Consider the following 17218-nt stretch of genomic DNA (forward strand, 5'->3'; position numbering starts at 1 on the left):
CATGTCCACTGTCACCTTCAGGAATGTCTCAAAGCGCTATGGCGCGATCACCGCGCTCGACGATCTCGACCTGGAGATCGGCGACGGGGAATTTGTCTCGCTGCTCGGGCCATCGGGTTCCGGCAAGTCGACCACGCTCAACCTGCTGGCAGGGCTGATTTCCGCAAATTCGGGGACCATTCACATCGGCGAGCGTGAGATCACCCATCTGCCGCCGGAACAGCGTGATCTGGCGATGGTCTTCCAGAACTATGCCCTCTACCCGCATATGACCGTTGCCGAGAACATCGCGTTCCCGCTTGAGGCGCGAAAGCCGCGTCCGGACAAGGACGTCATTTCGCGAAGCGTCGAGCGCGTGGCCGAGACATTGAGCATCGGCAATCTGCTTGCGCGCTATCCGAAGGAGATATCGGGCGGCCAGCAGCAGCGCGTTGCACTCGGCCGCGCCATGGTCCGCGACCCCCGCGTCTTCCTGCTCGATGAGCCGCTGTCTAATCTGGATGCGCGACTGCGCGTGCGGATGCGCCGTGATCTCAAGGAACTTCACCGCCAGCTCGGCTCGACCATCGTCTATGTCACGCATGACCAGTCGGAGGCGATGACACTGTCGGATCGCGTCGCGGTGTTCGCACAGGGGCGGTTGCAGCAGGTGGCGCCTCCGCGCGAGATCTACGACAACCCGGTCAACACCTTCGTTGCGAATTTCGTCGGCGACCGCGAAACAAACTTTCTCGACGGCGTGCTGGAGGGAGATGACTATCTGACCTTCCATAGCGGACCGGTGGCACTCAAGCTCGGCAAAAGGCAGCTCAAGAATGCCAGGCAGAAGGTGACGCTGGGGGTTCGGCCGGAGGCAGTCGCCATTGCGTCGTCGGCGACCGACGGCATGCGTGCCGAGGTCATACTGACTGAACTCGCCGGCGCGGAACTGTTCGTCTACCTCCGGCTGGCCAGCGGCGACGAGATCGGTATGCGCTGTGATCCGCGAGAAGTCTCCGTTGCGACCGGCGAGACCGTCAATGTTCGCTTCGACCCCCGCCAAATCCACCTTTTCGATCAAGAGAGCGGTCAAACCCTCGCCTGATCTCCTCCCACCATCCCTTAGGAGTTACGAATGGCTCAGACCTTGATTCAAGAAAACTATGACGTCGTCGTCACCGGCGGCGGATGTGCCGGAATCGCTGCGGCAATCAGCGCCGCTAAGGCCGGCATGAAGACCCTGCTCGTCGAAGCGGGTTCAATGCTGGGCGGAGAACTCATCACCGGCCTTTGCATCGACGGCGCCCTCAACGCGCGCGGCGAATGGATAGTCGGCGGCGTCCTGAAGGAAATTCTCGACGAGCATGAACGGCTCGGCGGGTATATCGGCCCAGTCAAGGACTGGCGTTTGATCTGGTATGTCTGCGTCGACCCAGAGATCATGAAGCTTGCCGTTGCCAATGTTGTGCGCCGCGCCGGTGTCCACGTCTGGATGTATTCGTTCGCGGAGGACGTGGTGCGCCGTGGCGACGAGATCACGGGCGTCGTGGTGATCAACAAGCGCGGTCGCGTGCTGGTCGAGGCGCCGGTCTATATCGATGCGTCCGGCGACGGAGACATCGCGCTGCGGGCTGGCGCGCAGATGATGATCTCCAACGACAAGGGGGAATTCCAGCCGGTCACGATGCTGTTCCGCATAGGTGGCGTCGATACGATGGACCTCCTGAGGTTCTGTGTCGACCATCCTGAAAATCTGGCGGTTGGCGAGTCCGAATGGATGGGCGCCAGCTTGACGCCAAAGGAGTGTGCACAGAACCTCTACGATCAGGGACAGCCGGCGGTGTTCTTCAAGGCAAACGGTCCTTTGATCACCGGCGGCATCGAGCGTGGCGAACTGCAGCAGACCGCACTGATCGGCATCATTCCCGTGTCGTCAGAGCGGAAGGAGGTTTCGGTCAACACGACCCGCGTCGCCAATATCGACGCGACAGATGCCGTCGCGCTCTCGCGGGTCTTTAGCGACCTCACCGACCAGGCATGGCGGAGCATCGCCTTCATGAAGAAGAACATTCCGGGCTTCGAGAAATCGTACTTTGCCGGCCTCTCCCATCGTATCGGTATTCGCGAAACGCGCCGCGTGGTCGGCGACTATGTGCTGACCGGGGACGATGTCCGGAATGCCCGCAAGCGCGAGGACGGCATCGGCAAGGGCTCTCATCACATCGATATCCATCAGGACGGCACCAAACAGGTTCGCATTCCCGTGGCGGATGGCGGATCCTACGACATGCCCTACGACATGCTCGTGGCTAAGGGCATTCGCAATCTCTATGTCGCGGGTCGCTGCATGTCGGCCGATCGCGAGGGGCACGGGTCAGCCCGTGTCATGGGGCCTTGCATGGCGCAAGGCGAGGCCGCAGGCCTTGGCGCAGCACTCACCCTGCGTGGCAACCAGCCCGGAGATCTTCGCTCCGTCGATATCGGGCAGCTTCAGTCTGAACTAAAGAAGCAAGGGGCTATCGTGGATGGTACTCACTGATACGCCGGCCCGCGCCCGGCTTGCATTGAGCGAGGCGGAGGCTGCCCGGCTCGAAGCGATATTCGACCGCATGTTTCCCGACGATGGCGACGGCTATGCGGCTGCCGGGATGGGGGCGGGCGACTATGTCGACGGAGCCCTTGCCGGCGCGGAATCGGAAAACCTGCCTGCCTACAGGCGGATGCTGGGCTGGTTCGCGGCTTCAGCCCGGTCGCGATGGGGGAAGGACGTTACGGATCTGGCAGATGGCCAGCTCGACGAACTGATCGGCGAGCTAGAGCGGGGCGATCCTGCCCCGGCTGGCTGCTTCGAATTGCTGCGCCGGGACCTGCTGCGCGGCCTGTTTTCTGATCCCGCTTATGGCGGCAACTGCGACCTGTTGGGATGGAAATTTCTGAGACATCGGGGTCTCGGTCAAGATGATGCCTCTCCCAAAGGACTGAAGGAGTGGCATGGCAGGAGCACCAGCCCATTGCCCGCGGCGTTCGATCTGGATGCTGGCAGGCGTCCGCCGGCAAAGGACGTCGATGCTGTGATTGTCGGCGGCGGAGCCGTGGGCAGTGTTGTCGCTGCGCGGCTGGCCCATAGCGGCTTGAAGGTGGTCGTGCTCGAAGCGGGGCCGTGGCGGGCCGGCGAAACTTACCGCCCCGATGAACTCGGTCAGGCATTTTACGGCCGGGCCGCTCTCGGACCTAAGTTTAATGCAGAAGTCCCGCGTTGGGTGCGGAACGTCTCTGATGTGGAAGATCGCGCCCTGAGCTTCTCGCTAGGCAGGATGGCCAATGGCGTCGGCGGTTCGTCGGTACTCTATGGTGCAAGATTCCGGCGTTTTCATCCGCATCATTTCCAGCACTATTCGGCACTTGTCCGGCGCGGCCTTGCGGATGCACTTCCCGACGCGTCGAGCCTGGTCGATTGGCCGATCAGATATGAAGATCTGGAGCCTTACTACACCGAGCTGGAATGGACGATTGGCGTCGCGGGCGAGCCCAGTCCGTTCACGCCACGCTCCCGGCCTCTGCCATTCAAGCCATTGCGACCGTTCAGGGTAGGTGAGGAGTTCCGCGGGGCAGCGACACGGCTGGGGTACCAGCCGTACACCATCCCTGTCGGGCGGGTAGGCGAGGCACGCGATGGAATCACGCCTGCCTATGATCCATGGGATGAAGGCATCGGCGCCGAGATCAGGGAACGCTGGACCCCGATGGATACCTTGCTTCCTGCGGCTCTGGAGACCGGTAATCTCGACCTGAGAACCATGTGTCGGGCCTTGCGTATCGTGACAGACCGTGCGGGACGGGCGCGGGGCGTCACCTATCTCGATCCAGATGGACGTGAACGGCAGCAGGACGCGCGCGTAACCCTAGTCGCGGCTTATACGTTCGAGACGGTGCGGCTGCTGGCGCTCTCGGGTAATTCGGCGCGGCCCGACGGCCTGGGAAACAGTCACGGCCAGCTTGGCCAGAGTTACATGTCCAAGATGTTCCCGCAGGTCGTGGGGCAGTTCAGCGACAAGGTATTCGACCGGCACACCGGTCCGGGGGGCCAGGCGATCATTGTCGAAGACCTGATGGCCGAAGGTGCAATCGAAGAGCCCGACATATTCGGTGGCGGAACGCTCAGCACCGAGAACCAACTGCTACCGCTTCAGATTGCCGGCGACCCAGCACCGATCTATGCACCACGCTGGGGCGAGGGCTACAAGCAACATCTGCGCGGCTGGAACCGGCGCGCCTCCATCAAGATTCAGGCCGACGCGCTTCCGCTCTCCACCAATCGCCTCCTGCTTGATCCCAGGTGGCGCGATCGCAGTGGCGTTGGCGACCCTGTCGTCCGGGTCGTCTGGGATCTCTGCGAGGCAGACCGCCGCCTCTATGAGCACATGCAGGAACGTGCAGAGGCGCTGCTGCTGGAAATGGGAGCGGAACGCATTGGCCGTGGTCCCATCGAAACCGGCGTTGGCTGCTGCCATGATTTGGGTGGGGCCCGGGCTGGCGAGGATCCTGCGCATAGCGTCGTAGATCCCGACTGGCAGGTTCACGATACGCCGGGGCTCTACGTCTATTCTGGCGCGACTTTCCCGACGTGTCCGGGGATCAATCCCACACTGACCATATGGGCTTGGGCATTGCGAAATGCCGACAACCTCGCGCATTACCTTGGAGCTTCTTCATGACGGCACCACACATCCGCAGCCGAATCGCCAATGAATGGCTTGAACACGGTCATATTCACGAGATCCGCAATCCCGCCGACATAGGCGAGACGGTTGCAACTGCCGTTTTCGCAGAGCCACTCGAAGCCGACCGAGCTGTCCGGACCGCCAGATCGGCCTTCGACTTTTGGCGGCGGATGCCGTTGATGCAGCGAACCCACATCCTATTCTCGGCGTCGCGTCTTATAGCGGAGCATTCGCAATCAATTGCCCGGGCCATTTCTCGCGAGCAGGGCAAGGTGCTGCCTGAAGCGATGGGGGAGGTCCAGCGCGCGTCCGACATCTTCGCCTATTTCGCCGGAGAGGTGCTGCGCATGCGTGGCGAGCATTACCCCTCGACGCGCCCCAATACGGAGATCGAGGTGGTGCGCGAGCCGGTTGGCGTCGTGCTTGCCATTACGCCGTGGAATTTCCCGGTAGCAATTCCTGCTACAAAGATTGCTGCGGCGCTGGCCTATGGAAACTCTGTCATTCTGAAGCCGAGCGAGGTGACGCCACTCTCGACCAGCCTGCTTGTCGAGACAGTCGTGGCTGCGGGTGTGCCGGAATCCGTCCTTACGCTGCTGATCGGCGGCGGACAGCTTGGCGCCTCACTTGCTCGGCATCCGGGAATTGACGCAATTTCGTTCACCGGCTCCATCGAAACGGGACGCAGCATTCGCCGTGCCGCCGCCGAGACCGAAGCCGAACTGCAACTCGAGTTGGGAGGCAAAAATGCCTGGGTCGTTCTGGATGATGCTGATCCTGCGCTCGCGGCCCGGATAGCGGCCGAGAGTGCGTTCCTTGGGTCAGGGCAACGCTGCACCGCTTCCAGCATCGTGCTGGTGACACCAGGCATTCGGACCACATTCCTCGAGCATCTGCGCGAGGAGGTGACACGTTTCATCACCGGCGATCCACTAGACCCCGAGGTTCGCATCGGCCCATTGGTCAGCGCCGCCCAAAGAGATAAGGTCGAGACCTATCTGCAGCAGGCAAGGGTCGCGGGCTACCGCATGACGACAGGGCCGGCGCCCCGATCCTCCCACGCCGGATACTTCGTGGTCCCGCATATGTTCGAGAGTGTCGACCCAGAAGACACCCTTGCGACCGACGAGATTTTTGGTCCCGTTCTCGCAACACTTGATGTTCCGGACCTGGAGACCGCGCTCATGATTGCCAACCGGTCGCCCTATGGCCTGTCGGCCGGCATCTGCACGCGCTCGCTTGCCGCCGTGCAGAAGTTCAAGCGGGAGATGGAGGCCGGAATTGTGACGGTAAACCTGCCGACGGCAGGCTCGGAGCCGCACGTACCGTTTGGCGGGGTCAAGCAATCGAGCCACGGACCACGGGAGATATCCAGCCATGCCGCCTCGTTCTTCACGCGGACGCGGACCATATACACTTCCGTGCCGGTCTGAACGCTTGCGGGCGTCGCTTTGCGTGCCTTGATGAAGCAAGATGAAGAGTTGACGCAAGCCGGGCCGATCCAATGCCTGTCCGGCGAGACTATCGCATTCCCGCGTATGGATGGATCGCGTGTGGCCATGAACTGGAGCGTAGCGAGGCAGAAAGTCAGATTGATTGTGATGGGCGTTTCGGGCTCCGGGAAGTCCACGGTGGGGGCTGCTCTGGCCGGGCGGTTGGGCGTTCCCTTCATTGAGGGCGATAGCCTCCATTCTGCGGCCAATGTCGAGAAGATGTCGCTGGGAATTCCGCTTTCGGACGCCGACCGATGGCCATGGCTCGACGATATTGCCGGGATTGTGCGGGAATCCGAGAGCGGTGTGATCATATCCTGTTCGGCGCTGAAGAAGGCCTATCGTGACAGATTGCGGGAAAAGGGCAGTTCCGTTCTTGGTTTCCTGTTTCTGGCAGGCGAGCCTGGCTTGCTTCTCCAACGCCTCCAATCCCGCAGCGGTCACTACATGAAGGCGACCATGCTCGAGAGCCAGTTGGCAGCTTTGGAGCCGCCGTTTGGCGAGCCAAGAGTCCTGATCCGAACGATCACCGAACCCTTAGAGACGACGGTGTCAGCGGCCGCGGATTGGATCCTCGCATCGTGAGAGTAGCGACTACGATGGTCGATGGCGTGCCCTTGGGTTCCCTTGCAATGAAGAGATCAAGGAGTCGCATACTTCGGGAATGAGGATACGACTTTCGGAAATGTCCGAAAGTGCTCTTCGTACTGGGCAGGGGTCGTTTGCGGGGCGAAATCCTACGCCAAGCCGAGCACGCGCTTACCGTAGTCCCTGAGTTCGCCCTTTGGGCCGACATATCGATAGAGAGTGACGCGTTCGATTCTGAGTTCCTTGCACAGGTCGGAAACGGAAGTGTCGCGCTGCGCCATGGCGGCCTGGGCTAGGCGCACCTGTGCTTTGGTCAGGGCGAATTTTCGGCCTCCTTTGCGACCGCGCGCTCTTGCAGCGGCGAGGCCGGCCATGGTGCGCTCGCGGATCAGATCCCGCTCGAACTCGGCCAGAGTGGCGAAAATGCCGAACACCATGCGGCCGGATGCGGTGGTGGTGTCGATCTGCGCGCCCTTTCCGGTTAGCACACGCAAGCCGACATTGCGATCCGACAGATTCTTCACAATGTTGACCAGGTGGGCAAGCGAGCGCCCGAGGCGGTCAAGCTTCCAGACCACGAGCACATCGCCGTCGCGCAAGGATTTGAGACAGGCGGCCAGACCTGACCGATCATCGCGGCCGCCGGAAGCGCGATCCTCATATATGTTGTCCTGTTCGACGCCGGTGGTGCGCAGCGCGTCGTGCTGCAGGTCGAGAGACTGCGAGCCATCGGCTTTTGAAACGCGGGCATATCCGATCAGCATGTTTCTTAAACGTTGGTTTGAGGCGGCGCGCCGGCCACGAATGATTTGTTCGCTGGAAATGTATCTCAACCAGCTTCATAAACAAAACCTCTTTAACACGATCGGATTTTGAAAAAGGAACATGGATGCCGCGTCGCGTCACTCTAACCGATCGGCAGAAGCACGCGCTGTTGCGCCTGCCGACCTCGCAGGCGGATTTGCTCAAGCACTATACGCTGAGTGACGAAGACCTTGGACACATCAGGTTGCGTCGGCGCGCTCACAACAGGTTCGGCTTCGCCCTGCAATTGTGCGTCCTGCGCTATCCCGGCCGGGTGCTGGCGCTGGCGAACTGATCCCGGCGGAGGTCGTCGAATTTATCGGAGCACAGCTTGGCCTGCGTGCCGACGATCTGGTTGACTATGCCGCCCGTGAGGAAACGCGGCACGAGCATCTTGCCGAGTTGCGGGCGCTCTATGGATTCCGCACCTTCTCTGGACGTGGCGCGCGCGAGCTGAAGGAATGGCTGTTCCAGGAAGCCGAGATGGCAGTGTCGAACGAAGATATCGCCCGCCGCTTGGTGGTGGAGTGCCGGCGCACCCGCACGGTCCTTCCTGCGAGGTCCACGATCGAGCGGCTTTGCGCCACGGCTCTGGTTGATGCAGAGCGGCGGATCGAGACGAGGATCGCCAGTCGGCTGTCCCTGGCCATCCGGGAGCAGTTGCTGTCATTGCTCGAGGAGACGGCCGACGATCGGGTGACCCGCTTCGTGTGGCTGCGTCAGTTCGAGCCGGGGTCGAACTCTTCTTCTGCCAACCGGCTGCTCGACCGGCTCGAATACCTGCAACGGATCGATCTCCCCGAGGATCTGCTGGCCGGTGTTCCCGCTCATCGCGTGACGCGTCTGCGCAGGCAAGGCGAACGGTACTATGCCGACGGCATGCGCGATCTTCCGGAAGACAGGCGGATTGCGATTTTGGCCGTTTGCGCGTCGGAATGGCAAGCGATGCTCGCCGACGCCGTGGTCGAAACCCATGACCGGATCGTCGGCAGGCTTCACCGGGCGTCCGAGCGCATTTGCCAGGCGAAGGTCGCCGACGAAGCGAGCGCGGTGCGCGGTACCCTGAAATCCTTCGCCGAAATCGGCGGCGCCCTGGTGGATGCACAGGACGACGGCCAGCCTCTGGGCGACGTCATCGCGAGCGGATCAGGGTGGGACGGCTTCAAAACCCTTGTTGCAATGGCAACCCGGCTGACCGCCACCATGGCGGACGACCCTCTCAATCATGTGCTCGACGGTTATCATCGCTTCCGCCGGTACGCTCCGCGCATGGTGCGCCTGCCGGATCTGCGGGCTGCGCCCGTCGCGCTCCCGCTTCTGGAAGCGGTGACGGCCCTGCGCGCCGGTTTGAACGATGCTGCCCATACCGGCTTCCTGCGGCCGAGCTCGAAATGGCATCGTCATCTTCGTGCCCAGGCGTTCGGTGATACTCGCCTATGGGAGATCGCGGTGATGTTCCATCTGCGCGATGCGTTCCGCTCCGGGGATATTTGGTTGGCCAGGTCTCGGCGTTATGGTGATCTGAAACACGCACTCGTCCCGGCGCAGGCTGTCGCGGAAAGCGGTCGTCTCGCTGTGCCATTGCGGCCGGAAGAATGGCTGGCAGATCGGCAATCTCGCCTCGATATCCGGCTGCGCGAGCTGGGGCGCGCAGCACGCACGGGCACGATTCCCGGCGGGTCGATCGAAAATGGCATTCTGCATATCGAGAAGCTCGAAGCTGCTGCACCTGACGGCGCCGAAGATCTGGTGCTCGATCTCTACAAGCAGATCCCACCCACGCGGATCACCGACCTCCTGCTGGAGGTGGATGCAGCGACCGGCTTCACCGAAGCGTTCACGCATCTGCGCACCGGAGCGCCCTGAGGACCGGATCGGGCTGATGAACGTCATCCTTGCGGAAGGGATCAACCTCGGACTGCGCAAGATGGCCGACGCGACGAACACGCACACGTTTTGGGAATTGATTCGCATTGCCAGATGGCATGTCGAAGGCGAAGCCTACGATCGGGCGCTGGGCATGGTGGTCGAGGCGCAGGCGGCGCTACCCATGGCCCAGCTCTGGGGCATGGGCTCCTCGGCTTCGAGCGACGGCCAATTCTTCGCCGCCACAGAGCAAGGCGAGGCCATGAACCTGGTCAACGCGAAATACGGCAATACCCCTGGCCTGAAAGCCTATAGCCACGTCTCGGACCAATATGCGCCATTCGCGACCCAGGTGATTCCTGCGACGGCGAGCGAAGCTGCTTATATCCTCGACGGACTGCTCATGAACGATGCCGGCCGCCATATCCGCGAGCAGTTCGCCGATACGGGCGGCTTCACCGATCACGTCTTTGCCGCATGCGCCATTCTCGGCTACCGGTTCGCGCCGCGAATCCGCGATCTGCCGTCCAAGCGGCTCTATGCGTTCAATCCATCGGCCGCCCCGGCCCACTTGCGGGCCATGATCGGCGGCAAAATCAATCAGGCCATGATCGAGCGCAATTGGCCCGATATCCTGCGCATCGCCGCCACCATTGCAGCCGGAAGCATCGCACCCAGCCAGATCCTGCGCAAACTCGCCTCCTATCCGCGGCAAAACGAACTGGCCACAGCTTTGCGCGAGGTCGGCCGCGTCGAGCGGACCTTGTTCATGATCGACTGGATTCTGGATGCCGATTTGCAACGCCGCGCGCAGATCGGGCTCAACAAGGGCGAGGCACATCACGCGCTGAAGAGGGCCATCAGCTTCCACCGGCGCGGCGAAATCCGCGACCGTTCCGCCGAAGGCCAGCATTACCGGATTGCCGGTATGAATCTGCTCGCCGCCATCATCATCTTCTGGAACACCATGAAGCTGGGCGAAGTCGTCGCCAACCAGAAACGCGATGGAAAGCTGCTATCGCCCGATCTGCTGGCCCATGTCTCGCCGCTCGGATGGGAGCACATCAACCTCGCCGGCGAATATCGGTGGCCAAAGCCTTAGCGTAGGATTCCGCCCCCTCCCGCAAACGACCCCACATGGATCGATTGGTGCGATCCGCGACGAAAACTCATCGCCACAACCATGTGGCAGTGGAAAATGGACCGTAGCTGAACTGGCTGCCGTCGCTGCGATCACGCTCAGGACAACCAGCAGCCATCTGTCCCAGCTGTTCCGTCGTTAATAGCGGTCGAGAGACAGGGCCTCCGCCGCTATCCCGACCTCGCCAGCCGCGAGGTGGCGCGCTGATGTCGGCCGCTGCCAAGTGAGTACTCGCCGGTAAAATAGGGAAGCTGAGATCCATATCCGGTCTGTAAACGCCGCTCGCGCTTTGCCAGCGTTTTCAACGACGACGGAATCAACTTGCCGCGACTGGCGTGCGCGTCTCGCGGGCATCATGCACACGCCGCCAGTCACGCCCTTCCAGCAGCGCCTGCATCTGAGCGGCATCAACATGACCACACCATCGGTGATGGCAGGCCAGCAGAACTTCCCGTCTCCTAAACGCTTCGCCAGCAAACACAAGCCGGTGCCGTCGAAGTAGACGAGTTTGACCCGGTCGGCGCGATTTGCCCTGAAGACGTAGATCGCGCCAAAGATCGGATCGGCGCCCATCGTCTCGCGCACCAGCGCAGCCAGGTAAACAGTTGCTGCGGGGTCAGGTCATGCCGGGGCGCGACCGCCGACACCACCGCGCCGGGCGCAAGTGTCTCCTCCAGGATGCGCGCTCGGTCATCGGCCGAGCAACGCCGGCAGCCCACGCGCCATTGATGACGTTGAAACGCCGGATCTCGCCATCCCGCTCAAGTCTAAGCCCAAGTCCAGACACAAACGATCCTCCAAAAGGATCGCCACCGTGTCGCGTCAGAGCCGTGCAAAGAAGGTGCGGCTGGAGGCCACTCACGATCGATCAAAGCTCGATTGATGGGTTCGTGCGGAAGGCTCACGCCGCCGTAGCCGTGCTTCAGCAGGTCGGCACGCTGATGAACAAGTCGAATGATGCGCTTTATAGAGAATGCGCCGCACCCAGACCGACTACGGCGTGGCGCCGGAGATTTTGCACCTAGTTGACGTTCGCGTGCGCCAGGTAAGTCCAGATGACAGATAAAAGCCCGCGCCTTGTGAGAGACGCGGGCCACTCGTTTGAGGTCAAATGATCAAGAAATCCTTGTAGCTTATGGTTTCCTGGTTCGACAGGATAGCGAACAGGACCGGCTGATAGGTGCTGCCGCTGCCGTCGCGGTCGAAATACAGCTCGCCAGTATCTGTTTCATAGATGATCCGGTCCGAAGCATCGGCGGCGTTGCCGGTTGTGTTTGCCCGGAACGCGGCGGACGACAGATTGCCCGCTGAAAGCCCCAAGAACACAGCGTTGTCGATGCGGATGCTGTCGTCTGGCGCATAGAAATCGGTGATCGTGTCGACATTCGACGCGCCAAGCGCCTGATCGAACACGAAGCGGTCCGCACCGCCTTTGCCGGTCAGCGTATCCTTGCCGGCCATCCCGTTCAGGATGTTCGAACCGTTGTTGCCGTCCAGCACATTATTGAGCTTGTTTCCGGTGGCGTTGATATTGCCGGTTCCCACGAGATCCAACGTTTCGACGTAGCGCCCTGCCAGCGTATAGCTCACTGAAGAGATGACCTTGTCGTTGCCTTCGCCGTTTATCTCCACGACATTATCGCCGGCGTTGTCGACATAAAAAATGTCGTTCCCGGCTTCGCCACGCATGACATCGCCGCCGGTGCCTCCGTCGACGATATCGTTGCCAGTGCCGGCATAAATGGTGTCGCTGCCAGAACCACCATAGACTTTATCGTCGTTCTCCTGCGCATAGATGACGTCGTTCCCGTCCTCGCCCTGAATCAGGTCATTGCCGGTATTGCCGTAGAAAACGTCGTTGCCGGAGCCGCCATACAGCTTGTCATCGCCGGCCCAACCTTCCAAAGTGTCATCCCCTTCACCGCCATAAGCTGTGTCGTTGCCGTCTCCGGCCCTTATCAGATCCGCACCGCCGCCGCCGTTAAGAACATCGTTTCCGCCCTCACCGCGCAGCGTATTGGCCATGGCATTGCCGGTGATTGTCTGGCCGAATTCGTTTCCGGTTATGTTGATGGCCACATTCGCAGCGGTGTTGCTCGTCCGGATCGCCGCGACATTCATCCCGGCCTTCAGTGTGAAACTGTCGCGGACGACAAATATGTCGGTCCCAGCGCCGAGATCGACCGATGTGATACCGGCTAAGACCGCGTTGGACACAAGCACCGTATCGTTCCCTGCGGAACCCACCAGCCGCTCGACGTTGGTGATCGCAGAGACGGCAGCCAGGTCGTAGGTGCCCCCCTTGGTCAGTTGGATGCGGTCGGTGCCGCCACCGCCGTGGATTTGGTCGCCTCGGTTCAATGTTCCGGGTGCGGCCTTAAAGATGTCGTTGGCGCCGTCGCCCTGAGCGATCTCGATCGCGCTGGACAGCGTACCGTTCGTCACGTCGGACGGTTCGAATATCCGGGAAAAGATCCCCGTATCCGGAAGATCGTCGGTGTCCGCTGCGTCCGGCATCGTCCAGGTTACGATGAACCTCCCCCCGCTGAGACCCGCTACGGCAGGATTGAACTGATTGCCCGCAGTGGTCTCTGCAACGAGGAGTTCTGAACCTACCTTAGCGCCGCTAGCGGAGTAGCGCTGTGCGTACACACCCTGGCCATCACCGTCCTGCCCATCCGAAACCCAGACAACAACAAAACCGCCATCCGTCAACTCGGCCACATCGACGGAATGCTGATTTCCTGTCGTCGTAGCATTCGCTCGGAACTCCGTGCCTACGCGAACGCCATTTGCGTTGTAGCGCTGTCCATGGATGTCCCAACCCACATCGGATTGGCTCGCCGACTGCCAGACGATCACGTAACCGCCATCGGGCAAAGCGGTCGCAGCGGGCGCGGTTTGGTAGCCATCGTTGACCGTGTTGACGACGACCTCGCCACCGGTAGGCACTCCAAAGTTGGAGGTGAAGCGCTGTGCGTAGATATCCGAAAAAGCGTTCGCGTCACCCTGCCAGACGATCACGCTGCCGCCGCCGTAAAGGCCGATCACGACAGGCTCCACCTGGTTACCCGCAGTCGTCGTATTGACGAGGAGAGTTGGATAGAGGACGCCGTCGCTCGCATTGTAACGCTGACGATAGACGGCTGAACCGCTGGCGTCGGTAATGTCGTTGAACGTATCGCCCCAAACGAGATTGTAGCCTCCAGTCGTCACGCCAGAGACCGATGGGCGCAAGATTCTCGATGAGGCATCGCTGGGGTCGCTTTCCTGCACGGCCGTATATTGGGGATTGGAACTTCCGTCCGCGTTGAAACGCATGACGTTGATCACCTCGGTCGATAGGCTAGTGGTTCCATTCCAGGCGACAACAAAACCACCATCGCTTAGCGCTGCAACGGAGGGCGCGGTGGGCGTCGGCGGCGATATGAAATACGATCCAATATTGAAACTACCAACGGAATTGTCACCCGCGTCATATGTACGGCCCTGGATTTGGCTGAGGTAAAGTATGCTGCTGCTGTTTTCCTGCCAGACGATCTGATACCCGCCACCGGCAAGCGCCACGACGTCACTGTTGTCTTGTTGGTAGTCAGTGCTACCATTTTCCCGACGTTCGAAGCTGGCCGATGTAATGATAATTGCCATGCCGTATCCCGCCATTTCGTGACTTGGTTCTATTAGAATAGCATAAGTTTAGTATGTCGAGACCTATGGGTACAGTCGGCATTTGCCGTTGCTTTTACAAGCCTTGCCGTTGCCGCAGATCGGAGAATGGACGCGTCGGCAAGGGCAAGGCCGGCCGTGGCCAGGCATGAAAGGCTGAAGGCCCCAAAATCCGATAGAGACGATTCTCATGATGCCGCCGATGCGCCGGAGGCCATCTCCGCAATGAGCTGGTGGTGATCGGCGTAGGAGGCCAGACCGTTGAAATCGGTGAACCAAGCAGCCTCCTTGGCGTCATCATCAGCAGCGCTCACCACTACATCGATCCCGGCTAGCAGCACGAACCGATGCACATGGGTGATGATGTGGCTGCGTAAATCTCGTGCCGGATCTGAGAACACCATTGGAAGGCTGAGATATGCGGCCTGCAGAGCGGACGATGCCAGGTTGATAGAGGTCTCTTCGGAAAGCTCGCGAATGGCAGCTTCAAGAGCTGTTCTCTCTGATCGACGACGCCGCCTGGCAGCGCCCACGTGCTGTCATCCGCGACTATGCTCGCCTCGTGCCACCAACGGCGGGAGCGTGAGGCTTCCGATCGCACCATGCCCCATCCCGACAATCCTTATGCGGGCGAATTCATGTGGGTGAATGAGCATATCATGGGCTGATGGAGGTCCGCACGATCCGCGCTTGGCACTATACCCGCCGGACCGACGGAAATTCGGCGTTCTTCGACAGGGCGGCATTTATCCATCTGGACTAGCCTCGACACCATGCGATCACGCTTGCGGCGCAAGTTGCCGCTGACGCATTCAGCCAAGAGAATGCAGATCGCTTGTTCATCGACAGCCCGTACCGAAGCGATCAGCTCGACTCCCGCTCCGACAAGTTCTGGATGGTCTGGCATCCCATCGACGTCGAACATGGTGGCGTTGAATTGCTCCTCGAGCGCTGGGGCGGCGTGTCGCCGCCTAGCGCCGCCGTGCGTTGAATTGCCGGGCGCTGGCTTGACTTTCCAGACTTCCACGTTGCGCTGCGGGCGATACCAATGGGGTTAAGGTCATCCGTGGTAGTGGCGAAGCTGGCCGCTATCCGAAATCCGCCTCGCAGCTGGATAAGCAGCTATCGTCCAATGAGGCGCATAGGTCGAAGCGGGCGTGTGCCAGGGGAAGTTGATGGCGCGTAAAGTAGCGGCAGGCGCGTAGCTTTCCCTCGTAGAATGCGCGCTCGCCATCGCTGAGTGGGTTTGACAGTGCCTGTGCAGCAATCCTTGCCTGCCACAGCCATAGCCAACCGATGACGACGTGGCCAAACGCATCGAGATAGATAGTTGCGTTGGCCGTGCGGAGTGCAACGTCTTTGCAGCCGAGTAGCGTTTCGGTTGTGAATTCCAGCGCGTCCACCAATTTCGTCAGATCTACCCGATCTTCCGTGAGTAACGGCTCGTTGGCCGCCTCTGAAATAGTCGCACGGATGATAGCTGTTAGACGATTAAGCGTTACGCCATCGTCGGCGGTCACCTTGCGACCCAGCAGGTCGAGGCCCTGAATTCCGAACGTGCCCTCATGGATGTGATTGAGGCGGTTGTCGCGATAGAGCCGTTCAACTGGATGGTCGTTCGTGTAGCCGTAGCCGCCGAGAATCTGAATGGCCCACTTGTTGGCTTCCAGGCAGTGCTCCGAAGGCCATGCCTTCACAACCGGCGTCAGGAGCCCGAGCAGGGAGGTCAAATCGGCCCGGCGACCCGCATTGGGCTCGACGGTGAGTTGATCCACAAGCATCGCGCAATAGAAGCAGAGCGCCTGCGCGCCCTCCACCGCCGACTTCTGCGCCATCAGCATGCGGCGCACGTCGACATGCTCTACAATAGGCACCTGCGGACTGTTGGGGTCGCGTTGGTCAACGCGGCGCCCTTGTAGTCGGTTGCGCGCATAGTCGGCCGAGTGCAAATAGCCGGCGAGTGCCGCCATCACCGAGGCGTGACCGACGCCAATTCGCGCCTCATTCATCATGTGGAACATGCACTCGATGCCGCTGTTTGGTTCACCGATCATGTAGCCCAGCGTCGCGCCGCCCTCGCCAAAATTTAGAAGGCAGTTCGTAGTGCCTCGCTGACCCAACTTGTGGTTTAGACCTGCGAGCCGGACGTTGTTCGATGCGCCCATCGAGCCGTCGTCGTTGATCTGTTGCTTCGGTACCATGAATAGCGACAGGCCCTTGGTGCCGGGTGGCCCTCCGGGCAAACGGGCAAGCACCATGTGGATGATGTTGTCGGTGATGTCTTGGTCGCCGCCGGATATCCACATCTTGCTGCCTCGGATACTGTAGAGCCCATCTCCGGCGTCCGTAGCGGTGGTTCGGATGTCGGCCAGGGACGACCCCGCCTGGGGCTCTGAGAGGCACATCGTGCCGAACCACTCGCCAGCCAGCATACGGGGAAGGACTCGCTTCTTCAGTTCCTCGGAGCCGAACTCAAAAAGTAAGTTGGCAGCTGCGATGGTTAGAAAGGCGTAGTTGGTCACTGAGGTGTTGGCTGCCGTGAACATGCCACCAACGGCCGTGTGCACGAACCATGGCGCCTGTAGCCCGCCCGCTTCCTCGTCGAAGGGAAGGGCGAAGAAACCGGCATCAGCAAAGGCATGTAGCGCCTGTGCCGTCTGCGGTGGCACGATCGCCTTGCCCTTCACGAAATCCGGCTCTTGCGCATCGACGAGTGCGGCGATTGGCTGGAAGATTTCCTCCGCCATGGCCTGAGCTGTGTCGAAAATCTGCGTGACTGCCTCGCGGTCATAAGCTGAATAGCGTTTCGCGCTAAACAACCGCTCGACGTGCAGCATTTCGTACATCACGAAGTCGAGGTCGCGGCGGTTAACAATCTGACTCATGTCCACTCTGCCGATATACTGGTGCTTGTCTGCTGCACTGCGAATGGGCAGCGCGATGCGATGCTTCAATTGTGG

General features: G+C 60.8%; 14 protein-coding genes and 1 pseudogene. 9 read left to right on the top strand and 6 right to left on the bottom strand.

The features are described from left to right. Window position 1 precedes the first annotated feature (1 nt). The 5 genes from ICI42_RS19600 (at window position 2) to ICI42_RS19620 (ending at window position 6778) form a co-directional block, all read left to right on the top strand. Window positions 2-1084 (top strand): ABC transporter ATP-binding protein, encoded by a 1083-nt coding sequence (locus ICI42_RS19600; RefSeq protein ID WP_188166295.1) that lies wholly within the window; start codon window positions 2-4, stop codon window positions 1082-1084. A gap of 30 nt (window positions 1085-1114) precedes the next feature. After that, on the top strand, window positions 1115-2518 hold the full coding sequence (locus tag ICI42_RS19605; protein ID WP_188166296.1) for an FAD-dependent oxidoreductase: 1404 nt from the start codon (window positions 1115-1117) through the stop codon (window positions 2516-2518). A gap of 25 nt (window positions 2519-2543) precedes the next feature. Then, window positions 2544-4694, top strand: a complete 2151-nt coding sequence (locus ICI42_RS19610) for an FAD-dependent oxidoreductase (protein WP_188166297.1) — start codon at window positions 2544-2546, stop codon at window positions 4692-4694. Then, window positions 4691-6133 carry an aldehyde dehydrogenase family protein gene (locus tag ICI42_RS19615; RefSeq protein ID WP_188166298.1) on the top strand — a complete coding sequence of 481 codons (1443 nt, stop codon included), beginning with the start codon at window positions 4691-4693 and terminating at the stop codon, window positions 6131-6133. Before ICI42_RS19610 ends, ICI42_RS19615 begins: the two co-directional genes overlap by 4 nt. 126 nt (window positions 6134-6259) lie before the next feature. Then, window positions 6260-6778, top strand: a complete 519-nt coding sequence (locus ICI42_RS19620) for a gluconokinase (RefSeq protein WP_188166299.1) — start codon at window positions 6260-6262, stop codon at window positions 6776-6778. Window positions 6779-6930: 152 nt separating this feature from the next. Here the strand turns inward: ICI42_RS19620 and ICI42_RS19625 are convergent, their stop codons facing one another. Continuing rightward, window positions 6931-7545, bottom strand: a complete 615-nt coding sequence (locus tag ICI42_RS19625) for a recombinase family protein (protein ID WP_188166300.1) — start codon at window positions 7543-7545, stop codon at window positions 6931-6933. A gap of 125 nt (window positions 7546-7670) precedes the next feature. Between ICI42_RS19625 and ICI42_RS24005 the strand changes: the two genes are divergently transcribed. From ICI42_RS24005 to ICI42_RS23755, 3 genes are read left to right on the top strand one after another with little or no spacing between them, the layout of a single operon-like run. After that, a complete protein-coding gene (locus ICI42_RS24005; protein ID WP_269140792.1) occupies window positions 7671-7880 on the top strand; it encodes a DUF4158 domain-containing protein in 210 nt (69 codons plus the stop codon). Continuing rightward, a complete protein-coding gene (locus ICI42_RS23750; protein ID WP_330999203.1) occupies window positions 7835-9451 on the top strand; it encodes a DUF4158 domain-containing protein in 1617 nt (538 codons plus the stop codon). Before ICI42_RS24005 ends, ICI42_RS23750 begins: the two co-directional genes overlap by 46 nt. A 16-nt stretch (window positions 9452-9467) precedes the next feature. Further along, complete coding sequence (locus ICI42_RS23755; protein ID WP_230980447.1) at window positions 9468-10553, top strand: Tn3 family transposase; 1086 nt, start codon at window positions 9468-9470, stop codon at window positions 10551-10553. Between the two features lie 177 nt (window positions 10554-10730). Here the strand turns inward: ICI42_RS23755 and tnpB are convergent, their stop codons facing one another. From tnpB to ICI42_RS19650, 4 genes and pseudogenes are all read right to left on the bottom strand, one after another. Continuing rightward, window positions 10731-11177: an IS66 family insertion sequence element accessory protein TnpB gene (gene tnpB, locus ICI42_RS19635; protein WP_407945188.1), complete on the bottom strand. Its 447-nt coding sequence runs from the start codon at window positions 11175-11177 to the stop codon at window positions 10731-10733. A gap of 14 nt (window positions 11178-11191) precedes the next feature. Then, a pseudogene (locus ICI42_RS24275) lies at window positions 11192-11311 on the bottom strand (transposase); the annotation flags it as partial. Between the two features lie 388 nt (window positions 11312-11699). Further along, window positions 11700-14240 carry a calcium-binding protein gene (locus ICI42_RS24175; protein WP_188166303.1) on the bottom strand — a complete coding sequence of 847 codons (2541 nt, stop codon included), beginning with the start codon at window positions 14238-14240 and terminating at the stop codon, window positions 11700-11702. A 206-nt stretch (window positions 14241-14446) separates the two neighbouring features. Next, complete coding sequence (locus ICI42_RS19650) at window positions 14447-14791, bottom strand: NUDIX domain-containing protein (protein ID WP_188166304.1); 345 nt, start codon at window positions 14789-14791, stop codon at window positions 14447-14449. Between the two features lie 302 nt (window positions 14792-15093). Between ICI42_RS19650 and ICI42_RS19655 the strand changes: the two genes are divergently transcribed. Further along, window positions 15094-15249 (top strand): hypothetical protein, encoded by a 156-nt coding sequence (locus ICI42_RS19655; RefSeq protein ID WP_188166305.1) that lies wholly within the window; start codon window positions 15094-15096, stop codon window positions 15247-15249. A 97-nt stretch (window positions 15250-15346) separates the two neighbouring features. On the opposite strand, the gene ICI42_RS19660 is transcribed toward ICI42_RS19655, so the two are convergent. After that, entirely contained in the window at window positions 15347-17212 is a 1866-nt protein-coding gene (locus ICI42_RS19660) for an acyl-CoA dehydrogenase (protein ID WP_210317382.1), read from the bottom strand. Window positions 17213-17218: the final 6 nt, after the last annotated feature.

It is taken from the genome of Oryzicola mucosus, assembly GCF_014534685.1.
Classification (GTDB): domain Bacteria; phylum Pseudomonadota; class Alphaproteobacteria; order Rhizobiales; family Rhizobiaceae; genus Oryzicola; species Oryzicola mucosus.